The organism is Planococcus sp. TJ-201 (genome assembly GCF_058268495.1).
Map to the genome: position 1 here is coordinate 844097 of NZ_JBZDOG010000001.1, position 17784 is coordinate 861880.

Genomic DNA, 17784 nt, shown 5'->3' on the forward strand with positions numbered 1-17784 from the left:
ATACAAGCAGTTACTCCTCTCAAGATGCATTTTTACTTGTTTAAGAAACCTAACTAAGCAACTTATACCTTCAATTTCCTTGTATTTTTTTGTTGTTTTATTTATTTTGATAACTATGTCGGCATATTGGATTTTTTATATAATGACTTAATGCCAAAAAAAGAAAGCGCACCATCGCGCTTTCTGAATAAAGATTTAGTTTCATGTATGCTGCCAGATAGTTATCCGCTATTTGAGTACACTGCCAGCTGGCCCGAATCACTCCATTCTTCTTGCTTAGGTCTGACTCAATCCGCAAAAAGCGCCGGCCGGGTATTCAATAATGGCGTAGCTTCCAGAAGTGATGCTGTCTTGCGGTTCGCGGTGAACAATTCCGCCGCGATTCCGGCACATTTCCAAACTTTGCTGCAAGTCGGCTACCGCAAAATAGACAATCCAAAGCTGCGGCAACCCTTCGTTGACTCCTGCTTGATGACAAATACCAGCTGCCGGATTGCCATCCGGTGTGTTCATCATATAATCGGCGTAATCCCCCATCCGAAAATCGCTGTGCTGCCAGCCAACAACTTCCTTATAGAAATCACGAACCCCTTCTGCGTGATGAACGGTCAAATCGGCTGAAATGATGGAGCCAGGCTGAATTTTATATTCTTCTGTCATGGCACAAACTCCCTTTTTATAAAACTTCAGAACAACTTGTTCGGATGATAGTTTAAACTAATTCTTTTTTCAACAAGTCCACCAAATAAGCCATTTCTTCCAGCCCATAACGCTGATCGCATGGCAGCGGTAAAATGTTAGCAGCGTATTGGTATTCGATGCTTTCTTCCGGACAGTCTTTCATAACATTGGGCCACAACAGCGGAATATAGATTTGTTCGTCCGTCAGACGTGTTCTAATTTCTAAGCCATTCTCTACCAATAAAGGGTAGGCAAAAGGCCCTTGCGGCATCGTCAACTTGAGTGGATTGTCAGCACCCAGCTGCTGCTCCAAGTAGATGTAGTTTTCGTTTCTTGTTTGTCGCGCCCGTTTGTAGTCAATGGCGCCCATTAGATTGTGCGTAAGCTTCGACATGGTCCGCAGTGGTGTGGCGTCGAGAACGTGGTCATTCCGCTGAAAATCAGAATAGTAATCAGAAGCCGTCCCTTCGTAGCGGCCCACAATATGCTTTAAGCGATCGGATGACATGTCTTGCTCGAGATTTTCATGCAAGATGGCATCCGTTGCCAAATACGCACCATCCGGGACACCAAAAAACTTACGGCAGGAATAAATCGTATCGACGCCCGCCAGCGGCTCCTGAAAAAAAGCATGGCTATAATCGAAGATCACTTGGCCAAAATGCTGCTTGAGTGCCAGCAATTGTTCTGTCGTCAGCTGTCCATACAAATTGACAATATACAAAAATTCGTCTTTCTCCAGTTTCTTGTCAAAAATCGGTAAAAATTCCTGGTCAATGTTGTAATACTCAAAATTGTAGTCATGTTCTTCTAAAAGCGTACTAACTGAGTCACATAAATAATATGGAATGTGCAATTTCGTGATTTTTCGCGCTTTCATTAAGTAAAGCAAGGTATTCCGTCCCGTATTCAGCCGGATCAAGCTATCATAAAACTCATTGCTGACCAGATCATCCAACCCAAAATAGCCGCCTATTTCTCTCATGCAAAACTTCCCCCTATTTTGTAACTATCTTTAGTAAAGGCTTGAACCCCCCTCACCAAGACGAAGCATCCACTAAAATACACAATAAAAACATCAAAGAATTTGGAGAGTCAGTTTACCGGTACAGTGGTTTGATGAAATCGGTATGCCGGAAACTGTGTTGCATCTAGTGGAGCATTCACAGACTTGCATAACCGTTCAAACGCTGACAGGTTCCAAATTTTTTGACCTGTAAAATACTCAAACTCTTTATGGCGCCCAAATTTTTTCTTAAACAAGTAAAGCTTGTCATCCGGTTCACCGGTCCGGCCACCGCCGTGATGGATCAATTGTTTGCCTTGTTCTTTCCCCCAGAGCACCAATGCGTACTGCAAAACATAGGCAGGCGACAACTGATGGAACTCTTGAAGAGTGCCGGTAAGATGGACGTGAATAAAGTCGCCACAGACAAAGTTCAGGCTCATCCCAATAATCTTGCCTTTATAAACCACTTCGACAACCACTAAGTAATCACCAAGCCAATCGATGCAGTTTTGAAAATACACATCATCAAAATAGTAAACCGCGTCGGCATCATTGCGCTGCAGCGTCGACGCATACAGTTGCTTGAAATCTTCCAGGCTATCCGGATGATCGATCACCCGGTATTCCACACCAGCTTTCAAGCTGTGGCGGATATCCCGTCTGCACGAAGCTGAGTATTCCGTTAGAATTGGATCTTCTACATCCGACAGACGAGTTTGAATAGTATTACGCTTAAAGCTAAGCTCGTAGCAGGAGCTGAAATCCAAGTGATTTTTAAGTATCGGATGGAAACGGACAGACTCAGATACAATGCCCTCATCACGGCAATATTCCCCAAACGCTTCTTGAAAAGCAAATACCAGCTCTTCCTTGGCTCCCTCTTTGCCACTGACAATACGCGGACCACCGTATCCATAAGGAGTCACCAAATCGTAAAATGTCCGCCCCTCCAACTTAATCGGAATTTCACGTCGGATGAATAAGTGCTTAACCGTCCCAAGCGCATGCTGAAAAATAAACTCCTCACATTCACCATTCTCAATTTTTTCGTATAACCGCCCATAATTTTTCTCAAAATAAATATCTTTCATCCAGAGGACCTCTTTCGTAGTGGAATTGTTTTAGGAATTTATTGCATGAATACTGCTACTTATGAACTTGCTGTTATTTTATCATTCTATTTGCAAATAATACAGATAATTAAGATAACTTACCAAATAAATTAATGAACACAAAAAAAGCTGCCAGATTTGGCAGCGCTGTTTCCATTATTCATCTTCTTGAAATACTGCAAGCGGCAGTACGGCACTGACTATGTACTGGCCGGCGTCAACGATTTCCGAGATTTTTAGGTCTACGCATAAGCTGCATAACAAGTAAGCATCTTTAGGCTCGAGTCCATAGTTTTTGGAAATATGGTCTACCATAGCGCGGATGGCGTCGCGCGAAGCTTCCATCAAATCGGGTCCAACTCCAGTTGTGCCGTAAAAACCTTTATGATCGACTTTTGGCGTCAAGGCGCCAGCGGTTTGGAACTGAGGCGCTGGAATCGTCTTGCCTTTGATGATGCGGAATTTCAACGACGCCTGCATCGGGCATTCAAGCGCAGTAACACAAACTTCGCCGTCGCCTTGTGCTGCATGGGCATCCCCGCAGCTAAACATGGCACCCGCAATTTGCACCGGCAAATACAGTTTCGTGCCAATGGTCAATTGCCGCGTATCCATATTGCCACCAAATGTTCCGGGCGGCATAATGGCCTGTCCCTCAGCGTTTGCTGGACCGACGCCCATTGTACCAAGAAACGGCGTGATTGGCACTTTGATGTTGGTGCTAAACTGGATAAACTCACCATCACTTAGATCAAAGGTTCTTAAGTATGCATCCGGAAATTCTTCCGGCAATAAGCCAAGTCCCGGCAAAATTGCCATCCAGCCCCAGCTTCCTGGAGTTAAGTCCAGAATTTCCACTTCCAGCGTGTCTCCCGGTTCGGCTCCCCGAATTTCGACAGGCCCCGCGAGCGGATAAACTTTTGCCCAATCGAGCCCGGCAATATCTTCAGTTTTGGAATCTTTATTGAATTGATTGTCGGCCACTTCGCGTGTGGAAAAATCGACTTGGTCTCCGCTGTCAATCGTCAGGACCGGCTGCGGATCTTTGTCCCACGTGTAATGCACGCGGTCTTCCGGAAATTTATGTGTGTTTGCCACTTTTTTCATCCTTTCGGGTTTTATTTGGTGTAGAATGGGCGATTTTTTTCCAGTTAAATGGATATACTTTCTGTTTTCGGGAAAATACTTTCTATATGGCTGCAAATACTTTCTGTTTGGGCCCAAATACTTTCTATAAGGATCAAATTACTTTACAGAACAAAAACTGATTAAATATCCAAACCCGGGAAAGCGCAAGTCTGCGCTTTCCACTTAAAATCGTAATTTTCCTGTTGCGGAACGTATTCTATCCGCTATGGGTCGTATTTCGCATCCAGTGAATCGTCTGCCACCCGCAACGAGTTATCCGATAAGCTTCAAACTCGGCGTCTGGCCTTTCATCAGCTCAAGCTTTTCAAGCGCATACGCAACGTTGAGAACTTTTTCCTCTTGGAAAGCGGGACCCATGATTTGAAGGCCAATCGGCAATCCATCACGGACACCGCATGGAATGCTTAGCGCCGGCAACCCGGTGAGATTACCCGGTCCTGTAAAGCGGATGACTTCGTCCAAGAAGCTCAGCGCTTGTCCATTAATATCAACAGTGCTGGCACCAATTGGCGGCGACAAGAATGGCAAGGTAGGCGAGATAAGAACATCCACTTTTTCAAAAGCCGCAGCAAATTCAAGATTCAGCTTGCGGCGGATTTGCTGGGACTGCACGTAATCAACACCGGACATGAGTTCACCAACTTCCAACAGGAAGCGAACGTCTTCACCGAATTTTTCCGGCTGTTTGACGAGATTGTCATGATGGATGGCGCTCGCTTCAGTCGTGATCGTAACGAGTTCCGCAAATTCTGCTTGTGCCAGGGATGGAATCCGGACCGGCTCAATTCGTGCACCAAGCTTTTCCAACTGCTGCAGCGCATTTTGGACGGCTTCATTGACACAGCTGTCGACATTTTTGAAGAAATAATCTTCTTCGATGCCGATTACCATGCCTTTGATGTCTTCGTTCAACTGCCCCGAATAGTTTTGAGTCGGCCGGTCGACTGAAGTCGGGTCTTTCGGGTCGTATCCGCCGAGCACTTCGAGCAGGAGCGCAGCGTCAAAAACGGTTTTTGTCATCGGGCCGATGTGATCGAGGCTCCATGACAATGGAAAACAGCCGTATTTGCTGATGCGGCCATGCGTCGGCTTCAACCCGATAATGCCGCAGCTTGATGCCGGAATCCGGATCGACCCGCCAGTGTCTGTGCCGAGCGAGGCAATTGTCATGTCTGAAGCGACTGCTGCTCCCGAACCGCCGCTTGAACCGCCCGGAATTTTGCTGAGGTCCCATGGATTTTTGCAGGCGCCGTAATGCGGATTGGTCGTTGTCGCGCCCCACGCATATTCGTGCATGTTGAGTTTGCCATGAAACGTCACACCTGACAGCTTGAGTTTCGACACTACCGTTGCGTCAAAGTCCGCAATAAACCCTTCATGGATTTTCGATCCCATCGTTGCTGGCTCATCCTTAAAATACAAAATATCTTTCAGCGCCATCGGGATGCCGTGCAGGAAGCCACGGTAGTTGCCGCTTTGGATTTCTTGCTCCGCCTGCCTCGCCGATTCCAGCGCCTGTTCCTTTTGCACGCGAATAAAAGCATTAATCTCGCCATTATAAGCATCGATGTTCGATAGCACTGCTTCGGTCAGTTCAACAGGCGACACCTGCTTGTCGCGCAACTTAGGTGCCAATTCTCCGATAGATTGAGCTGCTAGTTCTTCATTCATGGCCGCTCACCTCCTGGTACGTGCGTCAGCGCCATGTCAAAATCCTTCAGCTGTGAATTGTCCACGGTGTTGCGCAATTGTTGCACCGCTTGCATTTGCTGCGCGAGCATTTCCTGATGTGCCTCTGGTACCTGAATTCCTCGTTCCTCTAAAATCTTGTGAATGCCTTGTGCCATAACAAGTCCTCCCATTTGGATGATTTTAAAGCATGTGAGAATCTGGGATGTCTATCGACAGTTTATCACAGTTCGCAGATAGTTCTGACTATTTAGATGGGATTTTTATCAAAATAAACCCTCAAGCACAAGATTTTGTCTTGGCACTTAAGGGTTATGTCTTTTTTGGAGGATATTTTTCCATTTAAATTAGTACACTTTCTATAGCGAGGAAAATACTTTCCAAAGCCCGAAAAACCGCTTGAATGCCCAATCCCTAGGAAAGCGCTAGCCTGCGCTTTCCACTACGAACTTTCGGTCCCAAGCCAGGTTCTCTTGGGACCCCGCCCTTAGCCATCTACTGGCTTTCGGACTTTTGACAGCGACGGACGTTCGTTGCTCCAGAAAACATTTACCGGAACATCAAAAAAGTCAGATAGCCGCTCGCTGGTAATCAGGTCAACGGTGTCGCCGGAAGCGAAAACTTTGCCCGCTTTCAGCAGCAGGGTTTTAGTAAATTCCGGCATAATTTCTTCTATATGATGGGTAACGTAAATGATGGTCGGCCCCTCTGGGTTTTTGGCAATAGCCGCAATCGACTCGAGCAATTCTTCGCGGGCGATAAAGTCGAGGCCAGCTGTCGGCTCGTCGAGGATGAGCAGCTCCGGATCGGCCATCAATGCGCGCCCAATCAGCACGCGCTGTTTTTCGCCTTGCGACAGCGTATGGTAATCCCGGTTGGCGTAGTCCAGGCAGCCGAGTTCCCGCAGAATATCGATCCCTTTTTGGTCGATGGCTTCGGTCGTTTCCTGATAGAGGCCGAGAGAAGCAAATGCTCCGCTCAATACAACTTCGTAAGCATTGTCATAAATCGGCAGCTTTTGCTGCACAGATGCTGAGACAAACCCAATTTGGCTGCGCAGTTTTTCTGCCAAATAGGTTTTGCCAAACTCCAATCCCAGCACCGTCACCTTTCCTTCCGTCGGGAAAAAATAGGCGTTGATTAAATCCAGCAGCGAGGTTTTGCCGGCGCCATTCAATCCGTACAGCACCCAATGCTCGCCTGGTTGAATCTGCCAGTCGACGCTATCTAACACCAACTTGTCATCTCTTCTCCGAGACACGCCTTCGAGTTCCACAATCCTTTTCATAAACGAATGTCCTCCCGGCGCCGAACATGAGCCACAGTTCCCATCGCCAGGGGATCGGCTTCCCGAATCTTGCCAAAATCGAGACCGGTCAATTGTTCAATTTGTGCGATGGGAACCTGATACGTTTCAAACTGCCCGTAGATAAATTCCAGATTTCCACCGATTAAATTCTCCTGTGTCTGCAAATAGGCAGTTGCTGACAGCGATATGCCGTCCTTGATCATCACCGCCACTTTCCAGAATTGATCCGGAATCTGTGCGTCGCGGTAAGCGACATCGTCCTCCCGAAAAACGGGGCCCGTGAACACCGAAACTTTCATGCCGGATTCGCGCGCATTGTCCAGCAAATAATCCTCCAAATCGAGCCACGCTTTCTGGTTAAAATCTTTATGCTGCGGTGCGCAATTGGTAAAATGAAATGTGTGTTCATTGGCTTTTACCGCATCAATTCCCCAGTTTGGATCACGCCGGCGCACCAAATGTCCCCGGTCGATATCATTTGATTGATAAAATTCCGGTCCGATTTGATAGTCTTCGTCAATGCGCGGATCAAAATACCAGCGGTCATTGCCCCGTTTGACGTCAACGAGTTGCGAGCCATCGATATTGACAGCCGTGAAAAAAGCAAGGCGGCGTGACTTGCTCATGGCAATGGAAAAATGGCTATAATCCAGAACCGCCTTGCCTTCAGAAGTTTTGGCTGCATCTTCCAGCTGTACCTCACTTAAAAGAGGCAGTTCCACTCCAAATCCAGCACCGAGAAATGCCGGATCGTAGCCGGAAACTCCTGCGTACCAATCAGCTTCCAATGCGCCCACTTTCATCGGTTCCTTGGCCGATCCCGGCATGGCCACATCCAGCAGCCCATCCAGCAGCCTGCGCGAGCGAACACCTTCTAGACTGCTGCGCTTTTCGCTGAGGTGATGAATAATCGAGCTGATGCGAATGCCTTGATTGGCAATCCAGCGGGCATTGTCTTCTGGATCCGGCACACCCGCATGATGCAGCGCAACGACCACCCATTGATCATTGAACACGGGTGATCCGGAGGAACCTGGTTCGGTGTCACTAAGGTATTGAACAAAATCGGAAGAGATAAACTTGACTTCATTTTCGCGAATGGTGATGGCTTTTGGACCGCCATTTGGATGTTGGATGATGGTCACGTATTCGCCTTCGAGAACTTTCCCCGGCTTTGGCAGCAGCGGCAAATAACCAAAACCGGTGAGCGGAATCGCGTGGAGATTATCTTCCTCTACTGCTACGAGCGTAAAGTCAAGCGCCTCATCGGTCAGGAAAAGGGCTTCGGGATCCAGCCGGAAGCTGATAATTTCAAGCGGTTTGAACTGGACATCGTCCTCGTAATTAAACTCCGCTACCGCGTACATCGCCGCTTCTTTTGTTTCCAGTACATGGTTGTTCGTCAACAGCAAATTGGGCGCTACGAGAAATCCGGTGCCGTAGCTTTCGAGTTGCCCCGAACGGCTGCGGATCGAAATGCGGCACACCGCTTTGTTGACATTTAGCCCCGCCTGCAAATGCGCAATCGGAAACAAATCGCTTTTGTTGATGATGCGCTCCATTGCCAAATTGTCGTGGTGATTGATGAGGCTCGAGCGCGTCAGCATCTTTTCTGTAGTCGTCTCTGTTCGGTGCTCTTTTTCGAATTGCAAATACCGCTGCATAGCCTGCTGTTCGATTTGCTTCATATTTTTGAACATCCTTTTCCAACCCCTTCCGAAGAATCAACTAAATTTTTCAATAAAAATTATAATATTCTATTAATTGTATTCACGAAAAGCTTAACACACTCAATATAGGAACGCACGTTCTAAAAAATAGTTTTTTCAGTTCGATGAGGCTGAAGAGCACTTGGTTACCCAAAGCCGGCAAGCGCTAGACTGCGCTTGGCCGCTTGTGAAGCGTATTTTTGAGGTTGTGGATCGTGTTTCTGCTGCTGTGGATCGTAGTTTGTACGTAGTGAATCGCATTTCTGCTGTAGTGGATCGCAGTTTAGCTTAGCGAATTATATTTCGATAATTAGTTCCACTTCAAGCTCAATATCTTCTTAAAATAAATGCTTAGAGTTCCGAACTAATGGGTAAACACTTAACCTAACCAAATTTTCAACAAAAGGAGAAATGCTAAATGGATTTTGTTACATTAAATAGTGGGAAAAAAATGCCGCAATTAGGCTTTGGTGTATGGCAGGTCGAAGACGATGAGGCGACTAAAGCAGTTGCGAAAGCACTCGAAACGGGCTACACGTCTATTGATACTGCAATGATTTACAAGAATGAAAAAGGCGTCGGCAAAGCGCTGAAAGAAACTTCCGTGCCGCGCGAAGACTTGTTTATCACAACGAAAGTTTGGAATGCTGACCAAGGCTATGAAAATACCTTGCGTGCATTTGACGAGAGCCTCGAGCGCCTTGGCCTCGATTATGTTGACTTGTACTTGATTCACTGGCCAACTCCAGAATTTGATAACTATGTCGATACCTATAAAGCATTAGAAAAATTATACAAAGACGGCCGTGTAAAATCGATCGGTGTTTGCAACTTTGAAGTTGAGCATTTAGAGCGTTTGCTCGCTGAATGTGAAATACCACCCGTTTTAAACCAAGTGGAATGCCATCCCTACTTGGCACAAAACGAATTAAAAGAATTCTGCGCGAAGCATGATATTTTTGTGGAAGCATGGAGCCCTCTTGACCAGGGCGGCGAAGTATTGAAGGATGAAACCATCCAGAAAATCGCGGATGCTAAAGGCAAGTCACCGGCTCAAGTTGTATTGCGCTGGCATTTGCAGAACGACACGATTGTCATCCCGAAATCTGTCACGCCGTCACGCATCGAAGAAAATTTTGATGTGTTTGATTTCGAACTGACAGAGGCTGAAATGAATGACATCGATGGCTTAAACAAAGACCGCCGAAAAGGCGCTCACCCAAATGAAATGAATGTACGCTAATTAGTATAGAGCCGCCTCTTCTATCTTGAAGAGGCGGCTTTTTCTGTTATTTTCAACTTCTGGCATACTCCTGCCGATAAACGGGTAAGTTCCACGTAACAGAACTTAATTGAAGGAGGAAAGCCATTGAGACATATACTTGCACTTGGCATTAAATTTGTAATGGTCACCGCTGTTCTTTTAGTTGTCTTGACCCTAGGCTTTGATGTAGCGTTTACCGATACGCTGCTGATCAGCCTCGCGCTGACCGCATTGTCCTATGCAATGGGCGACATTATGATTTTTTTGAACGCTGGACGTCCTGAAAATCAGTCCTCGCGCAATACCATTGCGACCCTAGTTGATTTTGTGACGGCATTCCTAACCATCTGGCTGATTGGCTGGCTATTGACGGGCCAGAATTTCGAAATGGCCACACCAGCACTGCTTTCTGCATTGGTTATTTCAGGCGGTGAATGGTTTTTCCATCTGTATGTCGATCGTTCGGTGGTACCTGAGTACAATAATTACAAACCGGCTAAAAGATAAAAAATCTAAGAAAGAGGGATTCCCTGTTGCAGCAATAGGAAACCCCTCTTTCTTATGAAAACATTCTCACCTGAAATTCTCCTGCACAAAAACACGTTCCTGTTCAGCACTCATCAATCCAGTTGCCCGGCCGACCGTGCCATTTTGCCAATCCCAGATGGTGTTGTGAACATCAACGGCATTGGAGAAATCACCTTGCTTCCAGGCCGTTAACGCAGTTTCGTAAAACTCACCGTGTTCGTAGTACTCTTTGTTGGCACTGACAATCGTCAGCAAATTATCGATGTTCTCAGGCGTCATCTCGACCGCACCTATTTTTTTAGCAGCGGCAACTTTTTGATGCGTCATTTGATGAAGGTAGATTTGCAGCTGCCCTTCTTCCATATCAACATCTACATTGTTTGTTTCACTTTTTTCTGCCACGACTTTTTGTTTATCACGGCCTTTGATTTCTTCTGCCACTTCGGTTATTTCACCATCTGTTGATGAATGCTGTGTGACAAAATAATAGCCGGCTGCTGCCAGCAAAACCAATATCCCAAAGGTAATTCCAATTGTTTTTACTAATAATTTCATTTTCCTGCAACTCCTGACATACTGCTTTTTCATCCGTTTATGAATTTATACCCATCCAATTATGAAGAAACACCGGACAAGTTTCAACCTTTTTACCAGAATCAACGAAAACCGGCTGCGCAAACTAAAAGAACGCCCTCATTGAAATTCATTGAGGGCGTTCTTTTACTAAAGGCAACCTAAACACCTACAGCCAAAACTTCTTCCAAAATCTCTTCAAATAGTTCTTCTTCCACTGCCGATTCAATAAACAACTCGCCACCTTCTTTATGGAACAGTTGGCTGAGAAGTTCTTTGGCACGCCGGGATTGACCGGATTTCATGGCGGCGCGAGCAAGTTCGTAATCAGCCGGCAAGTAACGGGGTTCTTCGGCTTGCAGCGCAAGCAAACGCGTGGTCGCAGCAGCGCTGTCGCCCATTGTAATGTCCATCATCGCGAGCGACAGCAGGATCCATTCGTTGACGAGCAATTCTTCCGGCAAGCGGCTTTCAAAGCGCTTGGCTTTTTCCGGCCGGTGCTCCGCCAGCAAGTGCATCAGGTGAACGTAGCTTTCGCTATGGTAGGGATTGGACGCAATCGCCTGCTCGTAATACGCTTCCGCTTGCTCGATGTCTTCGAAAATTGCGGCCATGTCGCCTTGCCACAACTGAATTTCAAAATCAAGAGGCTGCTGTTTTTGGAAATCTTGAGCCATGGACCAAGCTTTTTGGAGCAGTTTTTCAGATTGTTTGGTGTTGGCGCTTTGCATGGTCGCTTGCAGCAACAGTTTGGCCGCACCCACATTCCCTGTCTCTTTAACGAATGGCGTTAATGCCCGAGCGGCTTCTTCCGCCATTCCGCGGTTCATGTAAAATTCCGCTAGGTGCAGCACCGGCACTTCACTGTCTTTGAAGTTTTTGGCTGCATCCCGGTACAGGGCAATGGTGTTGGAGAACATGATGATGCTCCGCGATTTGTCGCGCAGCCTGCCAAAAAAGCCTTTTGGTTGTTCGTCTTCCGCGTCTGCCCATTCGACTAAGTGGTCGGCACTGTAGGTTTCCGCCATTGCCAGCTGTTCACCTGTCAGCCGTTTTTTCAAACGTTTGTGGAGATCGTTGGTTTTGCGCATCTCCGCCAACAACCGGACGTATTCTCCGTAAAATCCTTCTTCGTCCGGATGCTCGGCAATCAATGCTTCCAGTATGCCGAGTGCCCGCTTTTTGTCGCCTTGCCGCACACAAAACTGCATATGCTGATAACGGGAAGGCAGCGCGCCATTAACTGCTTCCGCCCGCAAGAATAACGACTCGGCTTCTGCCACATCGCCTTTTTTCTCTGCCATATGAGCCTGCGCGGACAAGAGCCACTCTTCCGGCACGTGCACCGATACTTTCTGCAGAACACTTTCCACTGCAGCCATTTGTGTTTCGTTGTCCACCAGCTCGAACAGCTCCACCAAATCGAGCGGCAGCGGTTCGTTTTCCAAAACGTGCAACGCTGCTGTAACCGCTTTGTGTTTGTTTTCTAATGCCAAATAGGTTCGCATCAGCCCCTCGTGAGCAGCTGTAAATCCGGCGTCCCTCTCCGCACTTTTCGTGTAATGAACAAGTGCTTCGTCCCATTTTTCGGTTTGTTCAGCTAGCAGCCCTAACTGGTAATGAGCCACCTGCAAATCGGCCATGTCCACTGCTTTCGTATACAAACTCCGCGCAAAGCGGTGATGGTCTTCCAGTTCGTAAAGGCCCGCTTCGTAACACAGCAATAACGGATCTGCCGCCTTGGTCCGCAATTTTTTGAAGAAATCCAGCAAACGTCCGCGGAACTGCGGTGCTTCGCCAAACTCCGCGTACTGTTCAGCCATCTCGTGAAGATTTAACGCTTCCCGGTTCATGCCGTTTTCCAGCAAATCGATTGCCAGCGCTTTACCAGCGTCATCCACTGACTCCTGCCACAGCATCATGGCGGTCCGAATAAAGTAATCCGTATCGCCCGATTCTGCGTACTGCCTGATTAACTTGCCCGTTTCTTCGACCCGCTTCTGCTTAAGTAGCGAATGGGCAATATGCGTCACCGTAAATAAATCAGATTGATCCAGCTCGAGCGACGTGCGGTATTGGGTTTCCGCCTCTTTGTACTGTTCCTGCTCCATGGCAATATGCCCCAAATACTGGTGCAGCACATCGGTTGTTGCGCAATTTTCGATGCCGCTGCGGATGACCCTTTCTGCCTGCGTCCAGTCTTTTGATTCCATGTGAATTTCTGCAATCCGCAAATAGGCATACGGCTCTGTCGAATCAATGTCCCGCGCCTGCTCGAATGCCGCAATGGCGTCTTTTTCCTCACCAAGTGCAAGCAAACAGCGCCCAATTTCATAAATGAAATAACCATCTTCCGGCTGTTCTGCCGACAGCTCGCGGAACCGCGCCAGCGCTTTGTCATAAGCTCCAGATTCGTATTGGACCAATGCATGCGTAATGCGGGCATACACGTCGGACGGTTCCTGCTCGAGCGCAATGCTCGACCATTTGAATGCCTGATAGGTTTTGCCGATTTCCAAGTAGCAGCGCGCCAAGTGGCTGTATGCCATTGGCTGGTAATGATCCAGCTCGAGCGACCGCTTCAGGAGCGGAACGGCTGCTTCGTGTTCGTTGCGGCTCATCAAAATCGCCGCCTTTAAAAACAGCGCATAAGGGGACGTTTTTTCTTTTACACGGGACAGGTTTTCAAGCGCCTGTGCCCACTCTTCTTTTTGGTAATGCATATGCGCCGCAAGCAGCGCCACTTCGGTATCTTCTGCCCCCAGATCCCGATGGAGCTTGTTGAGCCAGACGGAATGAAGAGCTTTCGCTTCTTCCGAAAACTGCGTAACCAGTCCAACCACCGCACCATAGCGTTCGTCCGGATGGGCTTTCAGAAAATCGACCGCCTGGTTTTTTTCTTTGGCCTTTTCTTCCAGGCTCCAGATTGAGAACAGTTCGTTGAAAAAATCGTGCTCGCTGCTGTCGAGCAGCTCCAAAAGTTCTTCCTGTTCTGGCGTGACAAACAGCATGCTGAGCGAATCACTTAATTTATAGGTGTCCGCAACATCCGTGTAGGACAACAAAATCGGACCAAGGTCATTTGGATCTTGAATGATCAATGCCTGCAGCCGGTCGTCATAGCCGATGACCACTTGAACGTGCGCACTGTTTTCAATCAGCATGCTGAGCAGCACCGGAATGCCTGCATCTATCATTTGCTTGTAGAGATCGATGGTTCCTTTGAAATAGCGTGCCGTAAATCCGAGCGACTCCATGTATTCCATGGTTTTCTGCAAATCGGATCCGGTCACATCAAACACATGCTCCGCAATTTCGTCCTGACCTTTTTTCATGCCATACGCTTCCAGCATTAGCGCGAGTGACGCCGGGACGCAGTAATTGAGTTTCTGGATGTTTGGCGTCAAGCGCAACTCTCGGCGCTTGGCGTCCCGCTGGATTTCTCCTTTGCCGTAAACCGTTTTTTGGAGCTGTTTGGAATGGGTACGCACCCATTCCGCCAACTCTTCCCAGCGCTCCAGCTTGTACAAACACTCTGCCGTTATATAGATCCACGCCGAATGGAACACATGGTATGGATTTTCTTCATTATAATGGGCAATTTCCTGGAGTGTTTTTTCGTATTGCCCCAAGAAAAAGGAAGTCCGGATGATGTCGGCACGGAACGTCCATGTACCGGGTTCCAGTTCCCGTCCCCTTTCGAGCACTGCAAGCGACTCGTTCGGCCGCCCGGTCATTGCCAGCACATCCGCATACAACAACCGCACATAATCGCTGCGTTCTGTTGCCGTATCACTCAATTCTTTCTCGAGCACCTGTTCCGCTTCCAGCCATTGCCCGCTGTGGATAAAATAATAGCCCTGAAGGTCCGGCCAGACAAAGCCTTTGAATTCAGCGTAGCGGTCGAGCTGTGCTTTTGCTTCCGGCAGCCGGTTTAATTGGGCAAACACCCGCAGCAGCAATTGATGCGCCGATGCCAGTTCTTCTGACGAATCGTCGCCGGACGAAATCCCCTGCAGCCTCGCCATCATGCGCTCTTCCGCTTCCAGGCTGCGGCCGGTTTCCAACAGGCGCGCGCATTGCCATGCAAAAGTCCGAAGCGTGCCGAAACGTTTGTGCGCCTGTGTCGCCAACAAATGGCTGTACGTATATAAATCCGCTTGATCCGTTAAACGCATCAAGCGGTAAAATTCCTCTTCTGTCTGCAGTTCCCCTAAAAAGCTGCGCAATTCCCGAATCGAATGCCCCGCCCATAACCTGCGGATTGCCTCAACTGCCTGCTGCGCTGTCGTTATCTCTGTAGCTGTCATTCTTCCCATTCCCGCCTCTCCCTAAGCCCCATATAAATGTGGTTGATTTATTATATAGTGGAAAATTCTAGGGTGCAATACTCTTTTTGGTGCCTGGTACCCAAACAATTCCCACACAATTAGAGCCATCAAAAAAAGCGCCGCGCTGCTAAAAGCAGAACGGCGATTTTATTCAAAAGGGTCAGCGCGGTTTGCCGTCTTCAGATCTGGAAAATTTCTGCACCGTGTGCCAAAAGGCCGGACTCACACCGCCCTGAGCCTTTACATAGACGCTCAAACGGTATGCCAGAAAAATCCCGCCCATATCGATCAAAACATCACTTAACCTACCGCTGCGTTCAAAAAACAGCTGCAAAAATTCCGTAAAAAAAGCAAACAGGCTGCACAGTATAATTGCTTTTCCCTTGTGGTTGATGGTTTTGGCAAGTATCAACCACAAGATGCCAAAAGACAGAGCATGACCAATTTTTTGGAATACGTACGCTGCGCTGTCCAAGTAGATGTCGCTGGTGATGAAGAGATCCGACAGATCCGGGAACAAGCGAATGTTAAAGCTAATATCCTGGGCAAATAGCAGTGACTGGAAATTGTAATTGTTGGTGGCCAGCAAAATGCCAAAAGCCCACAGAATAACCGGTATGTACTTGGCTTTCAAAAGACCCTTCCCTTCGATTTTCTTTATATATTTATTTGGCTTATTTTCCTTCTGTTCATTATAAATCTGCGGGTCCGCAATGACTAGTCTCTTTTTCCCAGGAATTGTGTGGGTGCCAGGCACTCACACAATCTCCACACAATTAAAATCGCCGCCCTGCTAAAAGCAGAACGGCGATAAATGATCGAGAATTTACAGTTGTACAGGTTCTCCGCTAAACACTTTCACGTCCATAGGTGCTGCCATGAAAGCAGTGGCTTTTTGGCCGAAAGTGGTGAAATGGTCACTCGTGTTATGAGCGGCAATCGCTTCGGCATCTTTCCACGTTTCAACCATGGTAAAGTGGCCATCGTGTTCTGTTGACTTCATCAAGTCGTAGCTGCCGTTGCCCGCTTCTGCTCTCGATGCTTCGATCAAGGGTTTGCATGCATCTAAAAAGGCTTGTTCTTGATCCGGTTTTATCTGCAAGTGCGCGTGAATAATCATCATAATAAAATCAACCATCCTTTAATCGTATTTGGTGGATCAGTATTCCTTTATATTGGTTTGCATGCGTTCGAGCATGTCAGACAATGCGTCGACTTCTTCAGGGGTAAAATCATTGAGCATTTGCTTCACAAAGCCCATGTTTTCTTTTCGGTATTCAACGATCTTTCTGCGCCCTGCATCGGTCAGGCTGACAAAAATCACCCGATTGTCTTCCGGGTTTCTGCGCCGCATGACCATGCCGCTCGTTTCCAGTTGTTTGAGATGGCGCGTAATAGCGGCGCCGTCGATGTTGACCGTTTTTTGAAGCGTCGACTGGTTGATTTCTTCTGTATTATATAGCTGTGACAATAGTTCATAGCGCGATGCACTAATACCCGTACAGCGTTCAAACTTCGGGCTCAACTGATTTGTCAGTCCTTTAAACTGCTGCAGCACTTGTTCCTGCTTTGAAAATGAACACGACATACATGGACCTCCTACCTGCTAGCCAATTGATAGCGATGTCCACTATGTATTGACCAGTCCAATATGATACAAAAATGGTGAATACTCAACCTGGACAAGCGTTCTGTTAGCGCCAAGTTGTGATGGTGTCGACAGGCAAACGGTACGATTGATAGCCTTCATCCAGCGCTTTGCCGATTGTGATCAGCATCACCGGAACATAACGGTCTTTTTCCATGCCGAATACTTCTGCAAGCTTGTCTTTCTCGTAGCCGCCGATCGGGTTGGTGTCGTAGCCGTAAGCACGCGCTACCAACATCAACTGCATGGCGACAAGACCTGAATCCAGCATAACAATGTCCTTCATTTGTTCGTCAGACAAGCCTTCGTACAAGGGTTTGAAATAATTTAACTGAAACTCTTTCACTTCCTCCGGCATATATCCGTGTTCAACGGCTTTTCCGTAAATCTCTTCAGCATATTCGTAGTTTCGGCGATCGCCAAAAATAGCAATAACTGCGGAAGAACTCATGACTTTGTCTAAATTAAATGAAGCGAGAGGTGCCAACTTTTCTTTTGCTTCGTCGCTGTCGATGACAAGAAAGCGCCACGGCTGCATGTTAATGGAAGACGGTGCTTTTGAAGCTTGAGCCAAAATTTCCGTCATTTCTTCCCGATTGATTTTTACGCTTGGGTCATACTGCTTGATCGAACGGCGTCCGTTGACGATCTCGTTAAAGTCATTTGTTTTTTGAATGGTTTGCATAATGTAGGTGCTCCTTTTTGTGAGAAATTATTGATTGATACATCAATTATTGATACATCAATCAATATAACGGGATTTTTATGGGGATGCAACTGTT

The 17784-nt window shown here is 47.4% G+C and carries 16 protein-coding genes; 2 read left to right on the top strand and 14 right to left on the bottom strand.

All coding sequences use genetic code 11. The features are described 5' to 3' along the window. Positions 1–276: 276 nt before the first annotated feature. From AC4EG4_RS04380 to AC4EG4_RS04415, 8 genes are all read right to left on the bottom strand, one after another. Complete coding sequence (locus AC4EG4_RS04380; RefSeq protein ID WP_490987009.1) at positions 277–660, bottom strand: VOC family protein; 384 nt, start codon at positions 658–660, stop codon at positions 277–279. Positions 661–712: 52 nt separating this feature from the next. Beyond that, positions 713–1666 (bottom strand): hypothetical protein, encoded by a 954-nt coding sequence (locus AC4EG4_RS04385; protein WP_490987010.1) that lies wholly within the window; start codon positions 1664–1666, stop codon positions 713–715. A 110-nt stretch (positions 1667–1776) separates the two neighbouring features. After that, positions 1777–2781, bottom strand: a complete 1005-nt coding sequence (locus AC4EG4_RS04390; protein ID WP_490987011.1) for a GNAT family N-acetyltransferase — start codon at positions 2779–2781, stop codon at positions 1777–1779. Between the two features lie 177 nt (positions 2782–2958). Further along, positions 2959–3900 (bottom strand): acetamidase/formamidase family protein, encoded by a 942-nt coding sequence (locus AC4EG4_RS04395; RefSeq protein WP_490987012.1) that lies wholly within the window; start codon positions 3898–3900, stop codon positions 2959–2961. A 303-nt stretch (positions 3901–4203) separates the two neighbouring features. Then, the gene (locus AC4EG4_RS04400; RefSeq protein WP_490987013.1) at positions 4204–5622 is read right to left on the bottom strand and encodes an amidase; all 1419 of its coding nucleotides are present in this window, start codon (positions 5620–5622) and stop codon (positions 4204–4206) included. Continuing rightward, positions 5619–5798, bottom strand: coding sequence for a hypothetical protein (locus AC4EG4_RS04405; protein ID WP_490977524.1), 180 nt, complete (start codon positions 5796–5798; stop codon positions 5619–5621). The genes AC4EG4_RS04400 and AC4EG4_RS04405 overlap by 4 nt, the downstream gene beginning before the upstream one ends. A gap of 329 nt (positions 5799–6127) precedes the next feature. After that, positions 6128–6928, bottom strand: coding sequence for an ABC transporter ATP-binding protein (locus tag AC4EG4_RS04410; protein WP_490987014.1), 801 nt, complete (start codon positions 6926–6928; stop codon positions 6128–6130). Continuing rightward, the gene (locus AC4EG4_RS04415) at positions 6925–8637 is read right to left on the bottom strand and encodes a DNA/RNA non-specific endonuclease (RefSeq protein ID WP_490987015.1); all 1713 of its coding nucleotides are present in this window, start codon (positions 8635–8637) and stop codon (positions 6925–6927) included. Before AC4EG4_RS04415 ends, AC4EG4_RS04410 begins: the two co-directional genes overlap by 4 nt. A gap of 439 nt (positions 8638–9076) precedes the next feature. On the opposite strand from AC4EG4_RS04415, the gene AC4EG4_RS04420 reads away from it, so the two are divergent. Continuing rightward, the gene (locus AC4EG4_RS04420) at positions 9077–9901 is read left to right on the top strand and encodes an aldo/keto reductase (protein WP_490977521.1); all 825 of its coding nucleotides are present in this window, start codon (positions 9077–9079) and stop codon (positions 9899–9901) included. Between the two features lie 126 nt (positions 9902–10027). Beyond that, on the top strand, positions 10028–10429 hold the full coding sequence (locus AC4EG4_RS04425) for a DUF2512 family protein (protein WP_490987016.1): 402 nt from the start codon (positions 10028–10030) through the stop codon (positions 10427–10429). Between the two features lie 66 nt (positions 10430–10495). Here the strand turns inward: AC4EG4_RS04425 and AC4EG4_RS04430 are convergent, their stop codons facing one another. From AC4EG4_RS04430 to AC4EG4_RS04455, 6 genes are all read right to left on the bottom strand, one after another. Continuing rightward, on the bottom strand, positions 10496–11005 hold the full coding sequence (locus AC4EG4_RS04430) for a DUF6241 domain-containing protein (protein ID WP_490987017.1): 510 nt from the start codon (positions 11003–11005) through the stop codon (positions 10496–10498). 179 nt (positions 11006–11184) lie between these two features. Then, the gene (locus AC4EG4_RS04435; protein ID WP_490987018.1) at positions 11185–15342 is read right to left on the bottom strand and encodes a tetratricopeptide repeat protein; all 4158 of its coding nucleotides are present in this window, start codon (positions 15340–15342) and stop codon (positions 11185–11187) included. 172 nt (positions 15343–15514) lie between these two features. After that, positions 15515–15988, bottom strand: a complete 474-nt coding sequence (locus AC4EG4_RS04440; protein ID WP_490977517.1) for a VanZ family protein — start codon at positions 15986–15988, stop codon at positions 15515–15517. A 192-nt stretch (positions 15989–16180) separates the two neighbouring features. Continuing rightward, the gene (locus AC4EG4_RS04445; RefSeq protein WP_490987019.1) at positions 16181–16477 is read right to left on the bottom strand and encodes a putative quinol monooxygenase; all 297 of its coding nucleotides are present in this window, start codon (positions 16475–16477) and stop codon (positions 16181–16183) included. A 36-nt stretch (positions 16478–16513) separates the two neighbouring features. Continuing rightward, entirely contained in the window at positions 16514–16942 is a 429-nt protein-coding gene (locus AC4EG4_RS04450) for a MarR family winged helix-turn-helix transcriptional regulator (RefSeq protein ID WP_490987020.1), read from the bottom strand. Between the two features lie 106 nt (positions 16943–17048). Then, entirely contained in the window at positions 17049–17687 is a 639-nt protein-coding gene (locus AC4EG4_RS04455; protein ID WP_490987021.1) for a nitroreductase family protein, read from the bottom strand. Positions 17688–17784: the final 97 nt, after the last annotated feature.